The organism is Streptomyces sp. NPDC055632 (genome assembly GCF_053618675.1).
Window position 1 is genome coordinate 42074 of the sequence record NZ_JBSHHY010000015.1, and the last position, 20322, is coordinate 62395.

The 20322-nt window shown below is 68.3% G+C and carries 20 protein-coding genes, 1 tRNA gene and 4 pseudogenes; 14 read left to right on the plus strand and 11 right to left on the minus strand.

The window, feature by feature from the left end:
- The first annotated feature begins 2 nt into the window (after positions 1-2).
- Complete coding sequence (locus tag ACWGSR_RS20215) at positions 3-1013, plus strand: zinc-binding dehydrogenase (protein ID WP_453567915.1); 1011 nt, start codon at positions 3-5, stop codon at positions 1011-1013.
- A gap of 19 nt (positions 1014-1032) precedes the next feature.
- On the opposite strand, the gene ACWGSR_RS20220 is transcribed toward ACWGSR_RS20215, so the two are convergent.
- From ACWGSR_RS20220 to ACWGSR_RS20230, 3 genes are all read right to left on the minus strand, one after another.
- Complete coding sequence (locus tag ACWGSR_RS20220; RefSeq protein ID WP_366376103.1) at positions 1033-1380, minus strand: hypothetical protein; 348 nt, start codon at positions 1378-1380, stop codon at positions 1033-1035.
- Positions 1381-1389: 9 nt separating this feature from the next.
- Positions 1390-1872, minus strand: coding sequence for an N-acetyltransferase family protein (locus ACWGSR_RS20225; RefSeq protein WP_453567919.1), 483 nt, complete (start codon positions 1870-1872; stop codon positions 1390-1392).
- A 69-nt stretch (positions 1873-1941) separates the two neighbouring features.
- Positions 1942-2835 carry an aminoglycoside phosphotransferase family protein gene (locus tag ACWGSR_RS20230; protein ID WP_376245350.1) on the minus strand — a complete coding sequence of 298 codons (894 nt, stop codon included), beginning with the start codon at positions 2833-2835 and terminating at the stop codon, positions 1942-1944.
- Positions 2836-2962: 127 nt separating this feature from the next.
- On the opposite strand from ACWGSR_RS20230, the gene ACWGSR_RS20235 reads away from it, so the two are divergent.
- Positions 2963-4351: an NAD(P)/FAD-dependent oxidoreductase gene (locus tag ACWGSR_RS20235; protein ID WP_453567922.1), complete on the plus strand. Its 1389-nt coding sequence runs from the start codon at positions 2963-2965 to the stop codon at positions 4349-4351.
- 143 nt (positions 4352-4494) lie between these two features.
- On the opposite strand, the gene ACWGSR_RS20240 is transcribed toward ACWGSR_RS20235, so the two are convergent.
- Positions 4495-6570 carry a restriction endonuclease gene (locus tag ACWGSR_RS20240; protein WP_453567924.1) on the minus strand — a complete coding sequence of 692 codons (2076 nt, stop codon included), beginning with the start codon at positions 6568-6570 and terminating at the stop codon, positions 4495-4497.
- A 392-nt stretch (positions 6571-6962) separates the two neighbouring features.
- On the opposite strand from ACWGSR_RS20240, the pseudogene ACWGSR_RS20245 reads away from it, so the two are divergent.
- Positions 6963-8009 (plus strand): annotated as a pseudogene (locus tag ACWGSR_RS20245) (RHS repeat-associated core domain-containing protein); the annotation flags it as partial.
- Between the two features lie 23 nt (positions 8010-8032).
- On the plus strand, positions 8033-8161 hold the full coding sequence (locus ACWGSR_RS20250; protein WP_453567927.1) for a hypothetical protein: 129 nt from the start codon (positions 8033-8035) through the stop codon (positions 8159-8161).
- An 88-nt stretch (positions 8162-8249) separates the two neighbouring features.
- Here the strand turns inward: ACWGSR_RS20250 and ACWGSR_RS20255 are convergent, their stop codons facing one another.
- Complete coding sequence (locus ACWGSR_RS20255; RefSeq protein WP_453567930.1) at positions 8250-8474, minus strand: cold-shock protein; 225 nt, start codon at positions 8472-8474, stop codon at positions 8250-8252.
- A gap of 390 nt (positions 8475-8864) precedes the next feature.
- On the opposite strand from ACWGSR_RS20255, the gene ACWGSR_RS20260 reads away from it, so the two are divergent.
- Positions 8865-9131, plus strand: a complete 267-nt coding sequence (locus ACWGSR_RS20260) for a DUF6959 family protein (RefSeq protein ID WP_453567933.1) — start codon at positions 8865-8867, stop codon at positions 9129-9131.
- Positions 9132-10114: 983 nt separating this feature from the next.
- Here the strand turns inward: ACWGSR_RS20260 and ACWGSR_RS20265 are convergent.
- Positions 10115-10336, minus strand: a pseudogene (locus tag ACWGSR_RS20265) (tetratricopeptide repeat protein); the annotation flags it as partial.
- Positions 10337-10352: 16 nt separating this feature from the next.
- Between ACWGSR_RS20265 and ACWGSR_RS20270 the strand changes: the two are divergent.
- Positions 10353-10568 carry an SDR family oxidoreductase gene (locus tag ACWGSR_RS20270; RefSeq protein WP_453567935.1) on the plus strand — a complete coding sequence of 72 codons (216 nt, stop codon included), beginning with the start codon at positions 10353-10355 and terminating at the stop codon, positions 10566-10568.
- A gap of 30 nt (positions 10569-10598) precedes the next feature.
- Entirely contained in the window at positions 10599-11036 is a 438-nt protein-coding gene (locus ACWGSR_RS20275; RefSeq protein ID WP_453567938.1) for an NUDIX hydrolase, read from the plus strand.
- Positions 11037-11830: 794 nt separating this feature from the next.
- Here the strand turns inward: ACWGSR_RS20275 and ACWGSR_RS20280 are convergent.
- Positions 11831-12175, minus strand: a complete 345-nt coding sequence (locus tag ACWGSR_RS20280; protein WP_453567940.1) for a hypothetical protein — start codon at positions 12173-12175, stop codon at positions 11831-11833.
- Positions 12154-12408, minus strand: a pseudogene (locus tag ACWGSR_RS20285) (hypothetical protein); the annotation flags it as partial. The pseudogene ACWGSR_RS20285 and the gene ACWGSR_RS20280, both read right to left, overlap by 22 nt.
- A gap of 58 nt (positions 12409-12466) precedes the next feature.
- Between ACWGSR_RS20285 and ACWGSR_RS20290 the strand changes: the two are divergent.
- Complete coding sequence (locus ACWGSR_RS20290; RefSeq protein ID WP_453567943.1) at positions 12467-13015, plus strand: SMI1/KNR4 family protein; 549 nt, start codon at positions 12467-12469, stop codon at positions 13013-13015.
- 133 nt (positions 13016-13148) lie between these two features.
- Here ACWGSR_RS20290 and ACWGSR_RS20295 read toward each other — a convergent pair whose 3' ends face one another.
- The 3 genes from ACWGSR_RS20295 to ACWGSR_RS20305 all read right to left on the minus strand — a co-directional run bounded on the left by ACWGSR_RS20295 (position 13149) and on the right by ACWGSR_RS20305 (position 15193).
- Positions 13149-13601: a hypothetical protein gene (locus tag ACWGSR_RS20295; RefSeq protein WP_453567946.1), complete on the minus strand. Its 453-nt coding sequence runs from the start codon at positions 13599-13601 to the stop codon at positions 13149-13151.
- Positions 13602-13753: 152 nt separating this feature from the next.
- A tRNA-OTHER gene (locus ACWGSR_RS20300) sits at positions 13754-13851 on the minus strand.
- A gap of 586 nt (positions 13852-14437) precedes the next feature.
- Entirely contained in the window at positions 14438-15193 is a 756-nt protein-coding gene (locus ACWGSR_RS20305; protein WP_453567949.1) for a GntR family transcriptional regulator, read from the minus strand.
- 78 nt (positions 15194-15271) lie between these two features.
- Between ACWGSR_RS20305 and ACWGSR_RS20310 the strand changes: the two are divergent.
- The 6 genes and pseudogenes from ACWGSR_RS20310 to ACWGSR_RS20335 all read left to right on the plus strand — a co-directional run.
- Positions 15272-15546: pseudogene (locus ACWGSR_RS20310) on the plus strand (hypothetical protein); the annotation flags it as partial.
- 382 nt (positions 15547-15928) lie between these two features.
- A complete protein-coding gene (locus ACWGSR_RS20315) occupies positions 15929-16153 on the plus strand; it encodes a hypothetical protein (protein WP_453567952.1) in 225 nt (74 codons plus the stop codon).
- Complete coding sequence (locus tag ACWGSR_RS20320) at positions 16150-16857, plus strand: GntR family transcriptional regulator (RefSeq protein WP_453567955.1); 708 nt, start codon at positions 16150-16152, stop codon at positions 16855-16857. Before ACWGSR_RS20315 ends, ACWGSR_RS20320 begins: the two co-directional genes overlap by 4 nt.
- Positions 16858-17538: 681 nt before the next feature.
- Positions 17539-18669 (plus strand): nucleoid-associated protein, encoded by a 1131-nt coding sequence (locus ACWGSR_RS20325; RefSeq protein ID WP_453567958.1) that lies wholly within the window; start codon positions 17539-17541, stop codon positions 18667-18669.
- A 2-nt stretch (positions 18670-18671) separates the two neighbouring features.
- Positions 18672-19655: a hypothetical protein gene (locus ACWGSR_RS20330; protein WP_453567961.1), complete on the plus strand. Its 984-nt coding sequence runs from the start codon at positions 18672-18674 to the stop codon at positions 19653-19655.
- A gap of 32 nt (positions 19656-19687) precedes the next feature.
- The gene (locus tag ACWGSR_RS20335) at positions 19688-20296 is read left to right on the plus strand and encodes a hypothetical protein (RefSeq protein ID WP_453567964.1); all 609 of its coding nucleotides are present in this window, start codon (positions 19688-19690) and stop codon (positions 20294-20296) included.
- Positions 20297-20322: the final 26 nt, after the last annotated feature.

Here is a 20322-nt window from a genome sequence, read left to right on the forward strand (position 1 = left end):
TCATGCACGCCGTCCGCCTCCACGCCTTCGGCCCCGCCGAGAACCTCACGTACGAAGAGGTGCCCGACCCCGTCCCGGGCCCCGGCCAGGTCCGCGTCCGGGTCGCGGCGGCCGGGGTGCACCTCCTCGACACGGTGCTCCGGGAGGGCGCCCCCGGCCCCTTCCCGGCCCCCGCCGAGCTGCCCACGATCCCCGGCCGCGAGGTCGCCGGCACGGTCGACGCGCTCGGGGAGGGCACCGACCCGTCCTGGCTCGGCCGGCGGGTCGTCGCCCACCTCGGCATGGTCCCCGGGGGGTACGCGGAGCTCGCCGTCACCGACGCCGCCCGGCTCCACGCCCTGCCCGACGGCCTGGGCGAGGCGGAGGCGGTCGCCATGATCGGCACCGGCCGCACGACCCTGGGCATCCTCCGGTTCACGGAGCTCGGACCCGAGTCGGTCGCGATCGTCCCGGCGGCGGCGGGCGGCATCGGCACCCTGCTCGTCCAGTACGCCAAGAACGCCGGCGCCACCGTCGTCGGCCTCGCGGGCGGGCCCGCGAAGACCGCCCTGGTCCGGGAGAACGGCGCCGACCTGGCCGTCGACTACCTGGAGCCGGACTGGGCGGAGGAGGTCCGCGCGTACCTGGACGGGCCCCTCGGCGGACGCGCGGCCACGGTCGTCTTCGACTCGGTCGGCGGCGACACCGGCCGGGCCGCCGTGGACCTCCTCGGCAAGGGCGGGCAGCACGTCGTCTTCGGCTGGTCCGGGACCGGCCTCCACGACGGCGAACCGCTCACCTTCACGCCGGAGGAGCTGGCGGAGCGCGGCATCACCTCGGAGTCCGTCCTCGGCCCGGTGATGCTGGAGAAGGCGGGCGGCGACATCCGGAACCTCGAACTCGCCGCCCTCGCCGCGGCGGCCGACGGCACCCTCCGCCCCGCGGTCCACCGCTTCCCCCTCGCTGAGGCGGCGGGGGCCCACCGCGCCCTGGAGAACCGGGGCACGACGGGCAAGGTGGTCCTGATCCCCTGAAGGATCCTCGCAACGGGTCTCAGACGGCCCCGACCACGTCCCAGGAGTGCGCCTTGAACTCCTTCCGGAAGTCCGGGTGGTCCTCCCACATCCGGGCCACGGAACGCAGCACGTCCCAGTTGTGTTCGAGGGCCTGGTCCACGACCTGCCGCAGCTCCGGCGCCGTCGCCCGCTTCTCCACGAGGCCGGAGACGGCCGACGCGGCCTGCACGGTGTAGCGGGCGGCCCGCAGCGCCCGGGAGGTGTCGTCCATGCCGAAGCCGTGGTCGCTGCCGTTCGCGGGGTCGAAGAGCGGCGTCAGGCGGGCCTCGATGAAGCCGGTGATCCGCCGGAAGCGCTGCTCGATGTCGTTGTCGTCGTTGTCCATGCCCCTTTCCTACACTCCCGGCGCACCGCCGAGCGCCGCCAGGGCCCCGTCCGTCAGCCGGTAGACCGTCCACTCGTCCTGCGGACGGGCGCCCAGGGACTCGTAGAAGTCGATCGAGGGCCTGTTCCAGTTCAGGACGGACCACTCCAGGCGCTCGTAGCCGCGCTCGACGCAGATCCGGGCGAGCTCGCGCAGCAGGGCCTTGCCGTGGCCGCCGCCGCGCGCCTCCGGACGGACGTACAGGTCCTCCAGGTAGATGCCGTGGACCCCGCGCCAGGTCGAGAAGTTGAGGAACCAGAGCGCGAAGCCGACCGGCTCGCCGGTCTCGTCCTCCGCGATGAGCGCGAAGGCGGCGGGCCGCTCGCCGAAGAGGGCCTCGTGGAGCTGTTCGGGGGTGGTGCGGACCTCGTCGAGGGCCTTCTCGTACTCCGCGAGGTCGCGGATCAGGGCGTGGACGACGGGGACGTCGGCGGGGGTGGCGGTACGGATCATGGGGCCAGGGTGCCCCGAGCGGGAGCCTTCCGGCCAGCGGGTTTCCCGCCCCCCCGGGGGGGCCGTCACTCAGCCCCGCCGCTCCCGCAGGATCCGCGCGACCGCGACCTGCTCGGCGTCCAGGGACGGTTCGCCGTCCTCGACGTCCCACAGGGCGTTCTGGAGCACCCGGCCCAGCGTCCACGCCACCGCGCGCCGCCGGTCCCCGACGACCTCGGCGAGCAGGTCGAACCGCCACAGCACCTCGTCCGGGTCCGGGTCGAAGCGGTCCACGAGCGCCGGGAGGAGGTCGAAGCCGGGGTCGCCCGCGAGCGGCTTGGGGTCGATCGACAGCCAGGGCTCGCGCACGGCGGCCAGGACGTTCCCGAGGTGCAGGTCCCAGTGGAGCAGCCGGTCGCCCGGTTCGCCCGCCACCTCCCGTACCGCCGCCGCGCAGTCCCGCAGGACCGCCGCGTCCTCCGGGCCGAGCCGGGCGGCGGCCCCGGGCACCTCCGCGAGCATCCCGGCCGCGATGCCGCCGAGCGTCCGCAGGCCGGGCGGCGCGGGGACGGCCGTGAGCCGGGCGAGGAGGCCCGCGACGATCCGCATCGCCTCCCGGGTGTCCGCGAGGGACGACAGCGGCCGGGCCTCGTCCAGGCGCTCCAGGAGCATGGTCCCGGTGGCGGGATCGTGGTCGAGGAGCCGTACGGCCCCAGCACCGTCCCAGACGCGCAGGCCGACCGGCTCGCCCTCGGTCTCCTCGTCGAGGATCTGCATCTTCAGCGCGGCGGGCACGCCGTCCGCGCGCCGCTCCACCGGAAGGACCAGCGAGGCCATCCCGTACATCGAGGGCCCGGTGATCCGCAGCCCCCACCGGTCGAGGAACTCCCCGGCCGCCCGGGGCAGTCCGGCGACGAACGCCCGCCCCGCCTCACCGTTGTACTTCGCCTGCGACCGCGCGAGTTCCTCCGGTACGTGGATCATGCCGACGAGCCTAGACGGCGTACACGGTGTCGGGTCCGGCGCGGGATCCCCCACCACAACACCCGTATCCACCGGCCGGGAGGGCCGGGTAACGTCCCGCCCACGCATTCCGAATCCAGGGGTACACATGAGCACGGTCAACGGCGGCATCTCGTTCTGGTACGCGCAGGAGGGCGCCCCCGCCCCCCGCGAGCCGCTCCCCGGCGACACCACCGCCGACGTCTGCATCGTGGGCGGCGGCTACACCGGCCTGTGGACCGCGTACTACCTGAAGAAGGCCGTGCCCTTCCTCGACATCACCGTCCTGGAGGCGAAGTTCTGCGGGTACGGCGCCTCCGGGCGCAACGGCGGCTGGCTCTACAACGGCATCGCCGGCCGCGACCGCTACGCGAAGCTGCACGGCCACGAGGCGGCCGTCCGCCTCCAGCAGGCCATGAACGCCACGGTCGCCGAGGTCGTCGACGTCTGCGGGCGGGAGAAGATCGACGCCGACGTGCACCGGGGCGGCGTCCTCGAAGTCGCCCTCTCCCCCGCCCAGCTCACCCGCCTCAAGGACTTCCACGCGGCCGAGATCGCGTTCGGCGAGACCGACCGCGTGATGTACGGGGCCCGCGAGACCGCCGCACGCGTCCGCGTGACCGGCGCCGTCGGCTCCTCCTGGACCCCGCACGGCGCCCGCCTCCACCCGGTGAAGCTGGTGAAGGGCCTCGCGGCGGCGGTCGAGGCGCTCGGGGTCACGATCCACGAGTCGACGCCGGTGACGGAGATCAGGCCGAAGCACGCGGTCACCCCGTACGGCACGGTCCGCGCCCCGTACGTCCTGCGCTGCACCGAGGGCTTCACCGCCTCCCTCGCCGGCCAGCGCCGCGCCTGGCTCCCCATGAACTCCTCGATGATCGCCACCGAGCCGCTCACCGACGCGCAGTGGGAGTCCGTCGGCTGGGAGGGCCGCGAGACGCTCGGCGACATGGCGCACGCCTACATGTACGCCCAGCGCACCGCCGACGGCCGGATCGCGCTCGGCGGCCGGGGCGTCCCGTACCGCTTCGGCTCGAAGACCGACAACGACGGGCGCACCCAGCCGCAGACGATCGAGGCCCTGCGCGAGATCCTGGTCCGCTTCTTCCCGCAGCTCGCGGGCGTACGGGTGGACCACGCCTGGTCCGGCGTGCTCGGCGTCCCGCGCGACTGGTGCGCGACGGTCACCCTCGACCGCTCCACGGGCCTGGGCTGGGCGGGCGGTTACGTCGGCTCGGGCGTCGCCACCGCCAACCTCGCCGCCCGCACCCTGCGCGACCTGATCCAGCACGACTCCGGCCAGTCGGGCCCGACCGACCTCACGGCCCTCCCCTGGGTCGACCACAAGGTCCGCAAGTGGGAACCGGAGCCGCTGCGCTGGCTCGGCGTGCAGACCATGTACGCGGCGTTCCGGGGCGCGGACCGGCGCGAGGCACTGGGGCACTCGGCGCGGACGGACAGGGTGGCGGTGCTGGCGAACAGGTTGAGCGGGAGGTAGGGCGGGGCGGGCGGGGACGGTCGGCAACGGGCGGGGACAGGCAGGGACGGGCGGGGGCAGGCAGGGACGGGCGGGGGCAGGCAGGGACGTTCGGCGACAGGCAGGGACGGGCGGGGATCGCCGGCGACAGGCAGGGGCGGGTCTCAGCTCACCTCGATGCCGAAGTCCCCCACCAGCTCCCCGAGCCCGCCGACGTACCCCTTCCCCCCGATCACGAAGTCCCAGTCGCCCCCGGTCCGCCGCCGGAACGACCCGAGGACGAGGGCGGTCTCGCCGTCCCGCCCGTCGGACACGTCGAGCCGGTCGAGCTCGCCGCCGGAGCCGTCCCGGAGCCGTATCCCGGCCTCGGTGAACCCGCGGAGGTCGGCGTCCGGATTGACCTCGGGGTCGACGGCGGCGACGAGGACGAGCCGGTCGGCCCGGGCGGGAAGGGCGTCGAACCCGACGCGCACGGCGGCGCGGTCGCCGGGGGCGGCGGTCACCATGGCGACGGAACCGTCGGGCGTGGCGGGGTTGTTGTAGAAGACGAACCAGTCGTCCCCGAGGACCCGGCCGCCCTCGCAGACGAGCGCGCAGACGTCGAGGGCGACGGAGCCCCGCCACACCATCCCGAGGAGGTTGAAGTCCTCGTCGGGAGCGGTCTCCGGAGCGGGCCGGGCCTCCGCCCCGGACGGTGTCTCCGCCCCGGACGGCGTTCCCGCCCCGGGAGCACCCAGCCGCCCCCGCAGCCCGTGCTGCCGCAGCAGGTCGACGAGCTCGGTCCCGGAGATCAGCGTCAGCGGCTTGCCGTTGGCGAAGGTGTAGGAGCCGGGCCCGAACTTCGAGGTGGTGACGAGGACGCCCTTGTTGGCACCGGCGCCCTGCACGGTCCCGTAGAGGTCGCGCACGGCGGACGGCGGGACGGTGTTCCGGTACCGCTTGACCTGGACGACGATCGAGCCGCCGCTGATGGGGTCGGGGTCGAGGGCGTCGACGTCGACCCCGCCGTCGTTGGAGCGGCGGGTGGTGACGGCCTGGAGCCCGCGGGCCCGGAAGAGCTCGGCGACGAGCCCTTCGAAGGCGATGGGATCCATGGAGAGGAGATCGGGCTCCTCCCCGTCCCCCTGCACGACGACGTCGCCCCCGACCTGATCGGGCGTGCGGAACGGGGCGACGGCGGCCCGCTCCTCGGGCTTCCCGGAGAGGCGCCCGGCGAGCGCGCCGGTCAGGCAGTCCACGGCGGCGACGAGTTCGAGGTTGAGCCGGTCGAAGTCCTGCCGGCCCACGACGACGGAGGCGACGCACACCCGGGAGGCGAGCCCGGTGGCCGGGTCGACGCCGCCCACGTACCCGTTGAGGGCGACGGACTCCAGGGCCCCGAACCGGTCGGCGGCGAACAGCTCGCGCACGGCGAGCAGCACGCTCTGGGCGAGGACGCTCCGGTACAGCGCACGCCGCTGCGTGACGGGCCGGGCGACCTCCTTCTCCTGGTCGGTGCCGGGCAGGTACTTGACGCCCTTGGTCTCGGGGACGACCTCGTAACCGGGCAGGTCCCAGTCGAGGACGAACCCGCGCCCGCCCCGGTCGTACGCGGCGGAGACCTCGCGCGGAAAGCCGTCGGGCCAGCCGGTGGAGGCGAAGAGCACGGCGGAGAAGTAGTCGACGACGGTCTCGGCGTCACCGCCGGCCAGGGCCTCGCCGGTCCCGGCGACCCCCCGGTTGTATGCGCGGATCTCGGTGATCCGGGCGGCGGCCCAGGCGTCGTACTCCCTCCGGTACGCGGCGAGCGACTCCAGGCGTCGCGCCTCGGCGGCCTGCGCGGCGTACCAGTCCCGCTCGAACCGTGCCCGCCCGTCGCGCCCGGAGTAGTGCCGCTGGTCGGGCACGGGCACGGGGTGCGCGAGGGCCCCGGGCGCGAACGGCTCGACCTCCTCGGCCCGCCGCAGCGACTCCACCCGGAAGGCGGGCGCCCGGCACCCGGCGGCAAGCAGCCCTTCGAGCGCGGCGACCCGCTCGTCGATCTCGCGGGTCTTCCTCAGGGCGTCGGCGTCCCGGTGCCGCCGGTAGGCGGCCCGCTGCTCCCGCTGCATCCGGGACACGTCCCGCTCGTACGCCCGCTGCTGCCGCTCGACCTCCCGCTGCTGCCGCAGCACGGCCTGCTGCTGCCCCTCCCGCTGCCGCTGCGCCACCCTCTGCTGCTCGGCCCAGATCCCGATCAGCCCCCCGGAACGCCGCCCCATGCGCGCACCCCTCCCCGAAAACACCCCGTGCCACGTGAACACCCCCGTAACGGCGATTGTCCCGGACGGCGGGGCGCTTGCACACAGGAACTCCACACCGGGCCCGGAAGATCTATGGCCTGAATTCGCGCGTGCGTGCGAGAAATTCGAAGCCGGGCCCGGGCTCCCGTGAAGGAACCGCGACAGCGTGTGGGCCTCCGATGACCACTGTGGCCACCGTGACATCTCTTCTCATGGGGGAAGTGCATGATCTCGCGTGCTTCCGGCACGCCGCCCCGGCGTGCCCGCACCGCTGCCGGAACCTCTCTGGGCCGACCAGCACGACGAGGGCGGCGAGCACAAGGGGTTCAAGCTCACCGAGACCCGTTCGGGCCGCTGGGTCGACCTGGTGAGGACGCACCCGGACCAGTGGCAGGCCAAGGACCACACTCCGCACGAAGACCACGTACCCGGGCGGCACCGTCCGGGAGGTCACCGTCGACGGGTCCGGCCGGCCCGAGAGGTTCAGGGCCACCTCGCCCAAGGGCACCCTGGTCTGCCTCGCCTACTCCTACAGCAGGGCGGGCACCGACGGGGCGAAGATCCGCACCCGCACGGACGTGGTCGCCGGCACGACGACCGCCTACACCTACGACGACGCCGGCCGCTTCTCCTGCGCCGAGGAGACCCGCACCGCCGTCAAGTGGTCGGACCACTCCCAGATGACCTCGCTCACCGTGGGCGGCAGGACCTATGCCGGGCAGTACGACTCCACCGACCAGAGCGAGCGCGTCAAGCTCGGCGACACCCTCTTCCACAACGGCCCGCTCGGCCTCTCGGCCACGTCGACGGCCGGTGTCGACAAGGGGTTCAACCGGGAACCCGGGGGCACCCTCAACTCCATGACCACGGGCGGCAGGTCCTACTACCACCCCACCGACGCGCTCGGCTCCGTCGTGGCGCTCGCCGACGAGGCGGGCACCGAGGTCAACACGTACTCCTACAGCCCCCGGGGCGTCCGGCGGGCCGAGACCTCGGAGCAGGTCCCGCAGCCCTACCGGTTCGCCGGCGGCTACCAGGACCCCACCGGCCTCTACCACTTCGCCGCCCGCTACCACGACCCCCACATCGGCCGCTTCACCAGCCACGCCCCCTCCGGCCAGGAGAAGAACCCCCACCTCTACGCCGAGGGCGACCCCGTCAACCGTATCGACCCCCGGGGCACCCTGAGCCTCGGCGGCGTGATGGACACGGTCGGCGCCGCCGGCGAGTTCGCCGGCCAGGTGGCGAGCGGGGACTACAAGTCCGCCGCCGGAACGGCACTCGGCTTCGCCGCCGACAAGGGCTTCACCGCGGGCTGCACCTACCTGACCGGCGGCGCGGGAGCCGTGCCCTGCGCCGTCGGGGTCATGGCGGTCGGCGAGGCGACGGAGCAGGCCTACGGAGAACCCACCGGCTGACACACCCCTCGGAAGGAGTTCCCGTGCAACCGAACATCGACTCGACCGTACTGGCCTACAAGGGACTCGGCGGCGTACCGATCTGGCTCCTGGTCGGAATCGCCGTTATCGCGCTCGTGGCGTTCGCGGTGAAGAGCCGCGGGAGGAGGTAGCCCCTCTCCCCGCGAACGGAACCCACCGCCGGACCGGGGGACCGTGAAGAACAACGGTCCCCCCACCCGGGAACATCAGCCGCGGCCGTCAATCACGCCGAGGAACGACCCCCACCGCGCGGTAGTCGTACCCGTCCTGCTTGAAGCCGGGGGCCTCCCAGGTGAGGTCGACCCGCTGTCCGGGCGACAGCGTGCGGAACCCGTCCATCTGGACGTCGGAGTAGTGGCCCCAACACCCACCGGGCGTCTCGGGCGAGTCGAACACCCCCCACCCCTCCTCCTCGTGCCACTCACGGACGGTCGCCGTCACCATGGAGGACCCCCTTCGAAACGTGTGCAGTCGGTACGTGTGCTTCGGTACGGGCGCGAGCAACGGGAACTCCCGGCCTTCCGCCACTCGATCGCCCGTCTTTGCAGCACCGGGATTGCAGCCGAAGCCGACGGTACCCCGGGCCGACGCCCACCCGCACGCGGTCGGCGTCCGAGGCGCCCACCTCTGCAGTACGACCGTGTCCCCCGCCCCTGTCCGGGGACGGCCCGGTGCAGGCCCGGAACCCCACCGACGCCCAGGAACCGCCGATGGCCGGGAGCACCCTGCCGGCACCGATCACGCGCACGCTTCCCACATCCGTCGATACTGCTTGGGGCCCCGTACGAGACCGTACGAGACCGTACGAGGCGGAAACCGAGACGGAGGCCCGATATGGAGCGAGTGGAAGCAGAGCTGTTCACCGACGGCGGCAACGACGCCGTGGTACGCCTACCGGGCCGCCGCTTCCCGGGCCTCCTGGTCCAGGGCGACACCCTGAGCACCCTCTCCGCCGACGTGGCCGAACTCATCGAACTCTGCGCCGCCGGCGACCTGGAGGAGGCGCGCCAGACGGCGGCCCTCCTCCAACAGGACCTGGAGGCGAAACTCCAGCGCTACACCGACGCACTCGACGCCCACGGGGAGCGGCGCCCCTTCTAACCCGAGCCCTTGGCAGAACCGGCCGGTCGGGCCATACCGGCACCTACGGACCCGAAAGGCTCACGGCTATCGACTGAGATCCTCCGCGAGGTCCAAGAACATGGATACGCCGAAGATGCCGACAGCCACGATCCCGACCACCAACAGGGTCACGACCAACGCGATCGCCATCATGACCTGCGTACGCCTCACGGCCGACCTGTACTCGCTGTCGTCGTCCCAGTCCTGATCACGCATGGCGCCCCCTTGCCGGGAACCGTACAAGAGGTCTGTGGAACGACTCCGGGCGGGCCGTGCGGCACTGAACGAGTACCGGTCCTCGGTCGAGAGAGCGACACCGTTACAAAAACGCCGCGGAGCCGACCCCGTGGGAGATGGCCGCCTCCCGGATCACGAAGTGAACGGGCCGCGGGATGACCGCTGAACTCGCCCGATGGAGCGGCTCCTCACGCGCCCGCATCCAAGTCCCGACCGCCCCTGACCGCAGCCGTCGACGTCACCCGTAGACGTCAAAGACCCCAGACCATGATCGGTCAGACGCCTTCGCCTGTCCTGCCAAGAGCCCTCTGTCGGGTTCGAACCGACGACCCCCGCTTTACAAGAGAGGGAAGGCGAGACCGCACCTGACCTGCACAGACGTTGTGGGAGCTGATTGATATCCCAGAGCCCGACGCTGCCCTTCGTTCCCCGTGGTTCCCTGCCTGATCTGGCACGGATGTGGCACGGTCTTCACCTCTGCCTGTCAGTGCCCCGGCGTAGCGTCCACCTGCGCGCGGTCGGCTTTCGAGGTGTCCAGCTCTGTAGTGCAGCCGCATCCCTGGCTCTGTCCGGGGGCGGTCCGGTGCAAACCCAGGGCCCAACCGACGGCCAGGCTCCGCCGATGGCCAAGAGTGCCCTGCCAGCGCCGGCCGCGCGCACGCTTTCCAAGTCTGTTGGTGCTGTTCAGAGGCCTGTGCAGGGTCGTTCGCCTGGGTTCACGCGTGTGTGGCCATCGCACCATCGACGTCGCCTTGGCGGAGGCGGACGCCGCCGAGGTCGGCGAGGACGATCGCGCGGGTGCGGCGCCGGTCGAGGCCGTGGATGTCGAGGGCGAGGTGGAGGTGCTCCTTGGCGGCGTCGAGGTCGCCGAGTCGGGCGAGGATCATGCAGGATTCGTGGGACCAGCGACCGGGAGAGTAGTGGGCGGCCCAGGAGTCGCCGGCCGCGGCGGCCGGCTTGCCGATGGCGGTTTCGGACAGAGCCATCCAGGTCGAGGCCGAGAACGCCCTCCCTGTCCGGCACCGTGCGCGGCCCGAGGGCCAGATCAAGCGCCAGTGCGTACCGCGCCGTGGCCGGCCCGAGGACGTCGCCGCCCTGGTGGCGTTCCTCGTGGGCCCCTCCGCCTCGTTCATCACGGGGCAGTCCGTCCACGTGGACGGCCGCTGGCTGCTGCACTGAGACCGTCAACAAGCAAGGAGAAGAAACGAAATGATCGAACGAGTACGCGCCGTCCTCGTCACCGCAGACGACACGATGCTGGTCATTCGTCGTACCAGGCCCGGCATCCCCGAGTACTGGGTCCTGCCCGGCGGCGGCGTCGAACCCGGCGACGAGTCCCGAGAGGCCGCCCTCCACCGGGAGATCCACGAGGAGATCGCGGGGAAGGCCGACATCATCCGCCTCCTCCACACGACGGAGTCCGCCGACGAACGCCAGCTCTTCTACCTCGCCCGCATCGCCACCTGGTCCTTCGACGACCGCACCGGCCCCGAGTTCAGCGCCGAGGGCCGGGGCGAGTACGCCTTGGAGGAGATCCCGCTGACCGTGGAAGGCCTCGACGGCATCGACCTCAAGCCCGAGGAGATCGCCCACGTCCTGCGGGGCGCCATCAACGCCGGAAGCCTCGGAGCCGAGGCTGCGGCGTAATCCCCAGGGGCTGGAACACGACGAAGCCCCGGGGCGGGAGCCCGGGTCTTCGCGGAAGAACGGACGATGGAATCGAAACCGCGCCACAGGCCTGGGACCCACTAGTCTTCCGGTCCCTCCCGGCGCGCGGAAGGGCCGGCACGAGGCAAAACACACCCGTACCGGCCCCTCATACCCACAGAGCCCCCTGCCGGGTCGAACCGAAGGCCCCTCTTTACAAGTTCGATCAACGCAGCTTCACGAGCTTTGGATGCCTGGGAGGCAAGGTCGTCACGGACCGCTCGTAGCCTTGCTACTTGTGGCGGTCATGATGTGCAGCATCGGGATTTACCAGACTTTCAACCCCGCTGATCCGCCGGCGCCGGAGGAAGATGAGAGCGAAGATCCAGCCCGCTGATCTGGATCTTCGCCAGCGGGGTCCCGCGCCAACCACTTCAACTCCCATCCCGTCTGCCGTCGACCCACACACCGTGTCTGCTCGGCTCTGCATGTATCGACGGCAGACGGGATGGGAATTCCCCCACAACAACACCCCACGGCCGGCACCCGCCCACGGAGCCCCCGCCCATCCTGGTGCTTGTTGCGCCCCCGCCGGAGGCATCGTCTTGAGTAGCACTTACGTGGAGCCTCAGCCGCATGGTGGTTCACCACCCATCAACCCGAGCAGTCAGGCGTGCGGACGGCGGCCGGGCTGGAGCGGGGCGGAGACAGGAGCGCAGGCCCGGGCGACGGGCCGCGCGCGCCACGCCGTGCGCGGCAGGTGCCTTGATGAAGTAGGGAAACTCTTACCGCGCTTACGGGCTTCGCTCGGCCTTGAACTCGTCCAGTAGGTCGAAGAACAGGTCGATGCCGGGTCTGTCGGCCGCCTGCGCGGCCTTTGTGATCTCGATGGCCCAGCCCAAGGGGCTGCTGTACGTCCGGCCGAGTCGTGGCCACAGCCACTGCGTGAAGGGGCCTTCGTGCTCGAAGTCCAGCACCGCTTGAGGGCCGTAGATCTCGGAGGCGACGCGGAAGCCGTACAGCATCGACTGGAGCTCCAGGAGGGAGCCGCCGCGAACGAACATGCCTGGCCGAAGGCGAACCTGGTCCAGGAAGTCGTAGACGTCATCGCACTCGCCTACGTGCTTTGCCTTGGCCATGCGGACTTCTCCAGTAGGCGGCTGCGGACGTGGGGGCCCTTGTCGTCCAGGGCGTCGAGGAGGCGGATCGCGTACACCTCGGTCGTGCGGGCGGTGATCTCCTCCGGAGCGAGCCACTCGACCGCGGTCGACCCCATGGAGGTTCGTTCCTCACCGCCGGACGGCCTGCCCCGGAAGACAAGCGCCATCATGCCTCGGGTCGTGTTCTTGTAGATCCCGGTCAGTTCTTCGACAAGGGGAGACCCGACAGGACGGCGGTCGCTGTCGTAGGTGCCTGGCAGGATCCCGGACGTGATAGCCATCGAAGATCTCATCTCCCGCATAGCAGCGAAGGCCAAGTCCCCTTACAAGGCCTTGCCCCCCGCCGTCACTGCCGATGATGTCGCCGAGGCGGAGGCAGCTCTCGGCTTCGCCCTCCCGCCCCTGCTGGCGAGCCTGTACCGGGAGGTGGCCAACGGTGGCTTCGGCCCCGATTACCAGCTCCTTCCGCTGGTGGGGTCAGGACGCACGGTGCTGAGCGAGTACCAGTCCGAACGATCCGCCTCGGCCGAGGACGAGACACCGTACTGGCCGGCGGGCGTGCTGCCGATCCTCGACTGGGGCTGCGCCATGTACGCCGCGGTGGACTGCCTCAGCGAGACCGCCACGGTCCTTCTCTTCGAGCCGAACGCCATGGAGGACGACGGAGCCGCCGCCTGGTTCGTCGACGCCGGGAGTCTGGCCGAGTGGCTCGAAACCTGGCTCGCCGGAACAGGCTGGTACCGGGAAGACGCCGACGAGTACGAAGACGTGGCAGAGCCGACCCCGTGGGAGATGGCCGCCTCCCGGATCGGGGAGTAAGCGAACCAAGGGATGGCCGTTGAGCTCACTCGGCTAGCGGCTCCTCAAGCGAAAGCGGCCTGGGGGGACCCGACTGTGGCTGAGTGCGCTGGATGCCTGTCCGGCCCGACCTCATGCTCAGCGCGGGAGCGGGTCAGTGGAACCAGACGACGAGGCGCACGTTCTCCGCGCCGTGAACTTCGCCGAGGATGCGCATGACGCTCCAGACGCGGCCCCAGTCGGTGTCGGTCCCTGCGGCCGATGCACGACTTCGTGTGCCGGAGGCGTCCGTCTCCTGCCAGTCGGTGGCGGACAGCTCGGTCCAGGTCACCCATGTCGTCCCGTACACGGAGTCGGGGCCGCCGTAGCCGGCGAACTCACGACGCAACCCTTCCGACGCGTCGTCCGGGAAGCCACGGTCCTCGGCAAGCGGACGGAAGCCGAAGGAGTTGCGAATACCGAAGAGACACGCCAGGCCGTCGTAGGCGTTGCCCCTGTTCAGCAGGAAGAGGTCTATGCCCGCTTCCCAGACCGTGTCCTCATCGTCCACGCCCCACAGCCGGGCCCCCGGACGGCACTCGATCATTCCACTGACGTCGGTCGACATGGCGTGATCCTGCCTGCCAGGCCCGGGAACGAGCATCCGTATTTCGCTCCGCGCGCTCGCGGCCGCCCTCGACCGACCACAGCCGTCGATGTCACCCGTAGACGGCGAAGACCCCCGACCAAGATCGGTCGGGGGTCTTCGCGTGTCCCACCTGGAGCCCCCTGTCGGGTTCGAACCGACGACCCCCGCTTTACAAGTTCGGCCAAGCGGTGCTGAGCAGAGGAGGGGCGCTACTGGCGGCTGCTGCGGCGATCCGGGGGCGACCGTCCCCGTCCACCATCGTTGATGTCAGATGTAGATGTCAGCCGGGCCGACCTAGCGGCGCGCTACCGCTTCTTCCGGAGCTTCTTCATCTTGGCTTCGGCTTCCTTCTTCTTCCGCTGCTCGACCCCGTACGGGGACCACGGACCCTGGTGCTTGGAGCACCGCGAGGTACCCGTGATCGCCTTGTTCTGGCAGCGGCCTCCGCTCCGAGTAGGAGCACCGCACCTCGGCTGAACCATCCCGTTCTCCTTCGTCACCGGACGCGGGAATGCTTCCAGCGCTCGCCGTAGAAGGGGGAGGCGCAAGCGCGGCGGACGGCAGCACGCCGACAGCACACGCACCGAAGGATGTGTTCAGACTTCCTCCGCTGTGGCGACCGGCCGCCCTGACATGCGCTGCCTGTCCACCTCTAGCTCTTCGTTCTCCAGAGCCGCGATGGCCTTCCGCCGCCATCGTCGAACCACGACGGACACGACCACCAGGGTCACGAGAGCGGCAGCAGGTGCACCCCAGACCAAACCACTGATGAGAAAACCGAGCGACTCCATGACTCCCCCTTGCGCAATGCTCCGTCAGCGGTTGATCGGGATCTCGTAAACGATCTCGCACAGGGCGGCCGGCACGACGATGTCAGCGGTCTCCACAGGCTGTCCCTGGTCGCTGTAGTACGTCCGCCGAATGTGGGTGACGAGCGCGGCCTTCTGGATCCCGAGAAGTGAGGCTTCTTCGGTGGTGGCCTGCCGGGGCTCGGGCTGCTCGACGGCATGGCTGACGGTCACGCCGATCTCGGCCATCCTGTTCACGACACCGGCGCCGGCGTGCGGTCCACCCTCCGGAAGGACTACGAGGGTCCCGCCAGTGAGGTCGTACGGCTCCCAGCTCGTCGACAACTGCACGGGCCGCCCGTCGGCGAGGAACTCGTACACGGTCCGGACGCACAGCTCGCCCTCACCGATCCCGAGCCGCGCAGCAATCTCCGCCGGCGCGGGGACCTTTGCATCGGTCCGACTCTCCCAACCACCGTTCCGCCCGACGGCCTTCATGTCCGCCCGGAACGGCGACCTGTCCGGCTGCTCGCGCGCCGCGGACCGCACCATCCGCACCCGCTGCCGGGGCTCGGCGACATAGGTCCCGGACCCGGCCCGCCCCTCCAGCACGCCCTGGGAGATCAGCAACTCCTGGGCCCGGCGAACGACGTTCTCGCCCACCCCGCACTCCTGGCCGATCTGGGCCCGCGAGGGCAGCCGGTCTCCAGGACTCCACTCGTGCTCCGCGATCCGCCGCCGCAGTTCGTCGGCGATACGGAGGTATGGCGGCTGCTCAGGCATATGGAAAATCTAGTCCACTAGCTCTAATCTAGTTAACTAGCTTCACTGAAAGTGATCGCCGGTAACGGAGGCTGCCCTGTGCCTGCTCCAGAAGTAAGCGCGGAGACCCTCGCCGCCCGGCTGTCCGCCCTGGGACTCACCACACGCGTGCTGGACCACACCAGACACACGTCGATCGAAGCGGAAGTACCGGAGACCCTCACCGCCGAGACATGGCGGGAGGTCCTGGAAGTCCTGGCCCAGGCAGATCGCTTCGGCCTGCTCGCCACCAGCCTGGGCGGCCGAACCCTCTGGGCCGCCGTGAACAAGCGGTCCCCGCGACACGCGACGTCCGGGGACCCGGCCATCAGCGATGGGAGCTGATCAGCATGCGCAACCGTATCCGCCGCACACTCCACCCCACCAGACCACGGCACGCCCGAACCACCCACCCCCACAAGCCCTTACGCCGCTCCACCCCACCGGGACGGACCATCACCCACGGCGAGAGCACGCCCCGCGTCAGCCGATACGCCGCCACCGCCGAGCGCCCCCACCGCATGCCGGCGGAGGCAGCCTGATGCCCTACACGAAGCCCACCCCGTACCTCTCGTCCCGGTGCCAGATCGGCACCCACCACGAGTGCGCCCACTCCTCCCCGGCAACGGCCCCGGTCGACATCCCGGTGATCTACGAGGCATGCGCCTGCCCCTGCCACACGCCAGCGACCACCCCACCCCGTCCGGAGGCAACGGCATGAGGCCCTGGGCCCCGACCGGCACCGTGGTCGCCCCCATCGAGATCAGCTCGATCAACGTCCAGCGAGGCGACGTCATCCAAATCGGCGGCCAGCCCTGCCGAGTGGCCGACCTCCGCCAACTCCCCCTCGGCGCCAAACGCCTCCTCTTCGAGACGGGCGAGCAACTGACCATGCACCCCCGCACCCGCCTGGTCGCCCTCCGAATCCAGAAAAGGTGGTGACCACGAACATGCCGACCCTCCGCGACACCATCGCCGAAGACCTCCGCATCCAGATCACCACCGGCGGCCTCAAGCCCGGAGACCGCCTCCCCTCGGAACCCAAGCTGGCCACCCACTACAAGGTCAGCACCCCGACCATCCGCCAGGCCCTCGCCCTCCTCCAGGCCGAAGGACTCATCGAGAAGACCCACGGCAAGGGCAACTTCGTCCGTGCTCCGCTCCGCCGTATCACCTACAGGGGCGGCACCGGCATACCGTTCGCCCCTGACCTCCAGACCACCATCCGCACCACCACTGTCCGGGCGCGCGGCCGCATCAGAGCCCTCTTGAGGGTCCCGTTCAACACCCCCCTAACGGAGTTCCACTGCACCACCTACGAGGGTGAGACTCCCCGAAGCGTGGCCCGCATCTACATCCCCCGTGATCTCGCGCCGGCCGCACAAATCACCTCCTCCTCCTGGCCCAACAGTCGAGACGCGGGCCGAATAGAAACCCAGGAAACAGTCACCGCCCGTCTCCCCACCCCGGAAGAGGCAACCGCCCTCCATATCAGCCCCACGCGGACAGTCCTCACCATCACACGCATCGCCCTCGACGCCACCGGCCGTGTGCTCGAAGCCGTACTCCTGGCCCTCCCCAGTGATGCCGCAGACGCGGTATTCACCACGTACCCGACAGTCAAGGAAAGAGAGACCGACAGGTGACCTCTCACGGCGAACTGCGACTCCTCCCGTGGTCCAGCCCGGACGGCAAGTCGTGCTTCCTGAGCACCGACGACAGCAACAGCCGTCTGTCTCGTCTGGCTGACTCCACGGAGGTGACCCAGGTCAACTCCGCAGTCGTTCTCCTGAACTACGTGCACGAGGTGCTCGACGACAGGACCGCGGACTCTAGAGAACTACGGTCCTTGGTGATGGACCTTGCAGACTCCCTGCGGGACATCCTGCGTGTGGCAGAGAGCTACAAGCATCGCCTGCCCTCCCATACGTAAACGGGAAGCGAGCGGCAGCACCGTACTGGGATGAGGTGAGGGGGAGGCCCCAGAGGAGATCTGGGGCCTCCCCCTCTGCGCGCACACCTCTCTTTGACCAGGATTTGCTGGTCAGAGGCGGCTAGGACGCCTCCGATGCACCAGGGATGTCCCCTGCCTCGTCCCCGCCCTACCTGACGGCAGGAGCGACCCAAGCAAGCCTCTGAACAGCGCGAATTGCGCCAGTGCCAGCAGCTACCCCCCAGTCATTCATATGGTGTGCCACCATACGGCCACGACGGGGTGGCTTCCAGAGGGGGACACATCCCGTCTGGGCGTCTCAGCTACCAGAACCACGGGTAGCGAACGCTTGCACTAAGTCTGACTAATTTGATTATTCTATGGGTAGGGGAAATTGCGAACCGATTTTGGCGATCTCGTCATCGATCAGGCAATTGTTCACGTGGTGCCGCAAAAACGACGTTCGGACCCCAAAGAAGAAATCCCCCTCAGTCAGACTGTCTGCAATCTAACAGATGATGTTCGAACGGCACTGCAGGCCAAACTTCGCGGGATCCTTGCCTCTACTGCGCGAGAAATCGTAGAGGATCCAGAATCTAAATCTAGCTTGCCGAACCATGTGTACGACTTCTTGACTGGGTCGTCAGATCTGGTCGAAGTCTCGGCAGAAATGGTCCACTTGCTGCGCAATAGCCAAACCGGAGTCAATCCCGCCGGCCTCCTTCTTGTTGCAGATTCTAGGCTGGCTGGCAAGCGAGCCCTGCTCCTCGTCAAGCTTGAGCAGGAAACGGGGATGCAGGCGAAGGTAATTGAAGCGAACGGGTTGCGCACCTTCGATATTCAGTACTTCGCGGATCTTCTTTTCACCGAAAAGTCAAAGGTCTACAAGGTTGCCCTCTTTTCTGAGGATGGAATTTCAGAAGAAGGACTTGAAGGGTGGGCCGCCGACCGACAGATGACTGGAAAAATGGCGAAGTTTTTCCTGGAACGCTTCCTAGGGTGCCAGCAAAAGAGCGAGCCACGTGAAGTGACGCGTCGGTTTCACGATGCGGCCACCGAGTGGATCAATAAGTACGTGACCGATCCAGACGTGCGCATTAACTACATCATGGCTACTCTTTCTGAACTACAAAGCCCGAATCCGGTCCTCGACCCGATCACGTTCGCCCAACAGCATCTCGCCCTCTCACACCGAGATGACTTCACAGAATTTCTGACGACAGCGGAAGTCCCTACACGCGCCTTCGATAAAGATATCGAGCATTTGCAGAGCCGATTGAATAATATGCGTGTCGCATTCGCTAACGGCGTCTTCATCGTCGCACCCATTGGCGCAATGGAAGACGATGAAATCGTGCAACTTGAAGATCAGGGCGACGGGAGGACGAGTGTAATTATCACAGGCACCGTCACAACCGCTACTGCCTACGCGCCCCCGGGCGGCAAGCGACGCGTTACGGATAAGCCTGGCTCTGAGGAATCTTCTCGGCCCGACGGGGACGGCAATGGCAGGATTTTCGAGTAGCCATGAGTGCTATCGAAGCAGCCCTTGAGAGATTCCTAAGAGAACGGCCGCAGATTGAGAATGCTGCGGAGCTCACGGCGGCGCGCATTCGTCGGCGAGCTGCGCGGGCTCACATCAGCTGTGAGGTCATCTGTCGAGCGAAAGAGCCGGCGAGCTTCCGACTGAAAGCCGAGCATAAGGAGTACGAGGACCCATGGAGGCAGATAACCGACAAAGCTGGCATTAGGGTTATCGTGCAACATCAAGGGCTGCTTGATCCAGCCTTGGAGCTCATCAAGGAGTCGTTCACCCTCGTAGGCGAACCGGAGGATGGACGCAAGGTTGCAGGGGCAGAAGATCGACTTCAGTATCCGCGCCTGCACGTACAAGTGGTGGCTTACGGAGATCAGGTCAGCGAAGACGGCCAGCCCTACGATTGCGAGATCCAGATCCGTACCGAGGCTACGGACCTGTGGGCCCGGATGTCTCACAAGCTCATGTACAAGCCTGCTTCTGGGCCCGTACCCTCCGATGTCAGACGCTCGCTGTACCGTCTGATCGCTCTGGTCGAGCTATACGATCTCGAAGTCCAGCGGGGGGTGGAAGCCTTGGCAGATCACCCGAACATCGCACGAAGCAACCAGCTCCTAGAACAAGCCGAGACCATATTCGAAACGTTCACACGTCACGACTATCGCCGAGATCTTTCCGAAGAAGTTGTTGATGTGCTCACTAAGACAATCCCGGAGAACATCAACTATGCGGATCAATTGGAGAGATTCACCGAAGAAAGACGAGTGGATCTGGAGCGAATTTACGAAGATTATGGCCCCGATAGTGATCACTTCCTAAGACACGGCCGATACTTGCTGGCTAGCCAGCCCGAAAGCCTAATCATTTTCGAAAGGCTCTCTTCCGCGAAGCTTCTACTGCAGGGGACTTGGCAGGATGAATTGCCCGATTCTATGTTGCGCGACATGGCCGATGCGTGGGGGGTTTCTTTTTGACTAAGATTCAGCAGCCAGAAATTTCGGGAGCTGTGGCTGCCACAACCATGTTCGTGGAAGTCTTGGTTGTGGGTATTGGATCCCTAGCAGCACTAGTCACTTTCCTTGCGGCTATTGCTGGTCCCGATAACGCATCCCGCATTTCCCCCATCATGGGGTCCTCTATCGCCGCCGGCCTGGCTCTCGCTTTCTCTTACGCGCTGGGTATCCTCGTCGACCGGGGAGCGGATGGTCTACTGGCGAAGCGGCGCAGAAGCATTCGATCCGAATATTTTACTTCAAATTCGTCTTACAGTGCGGCTCGCCAGCATGTTTCAGGGCGACCAGACCTTGCGGCTCGCGCCGACTATGCTCGCTCTCGGATGAGGATTTGTCGAGGGTGGATTCTTAATAGCCCGGCACTCTTTGGTGCGGCCATTTTCTTGATTGCGCGCTTCGAGCTGAAAAACTCTACCACCTTGATCGCTTGCTCTGCGGCGGTGGGTGCTCTTTTGACGTTCGGATTTTATGTCGCTTGGCGTAATATTACGGCGACAAGTTACAGCAAGATCGCCCAGCAGGCACAGGTAAACACAGTGAGTGTTCCCTCTCAGAACTCCTCGGAAGTTCAGGGAGCACCCCAAGCTTCGTTGGCGGAGTAGGGCCACCTGTTTTGCAGCCTGCGCCC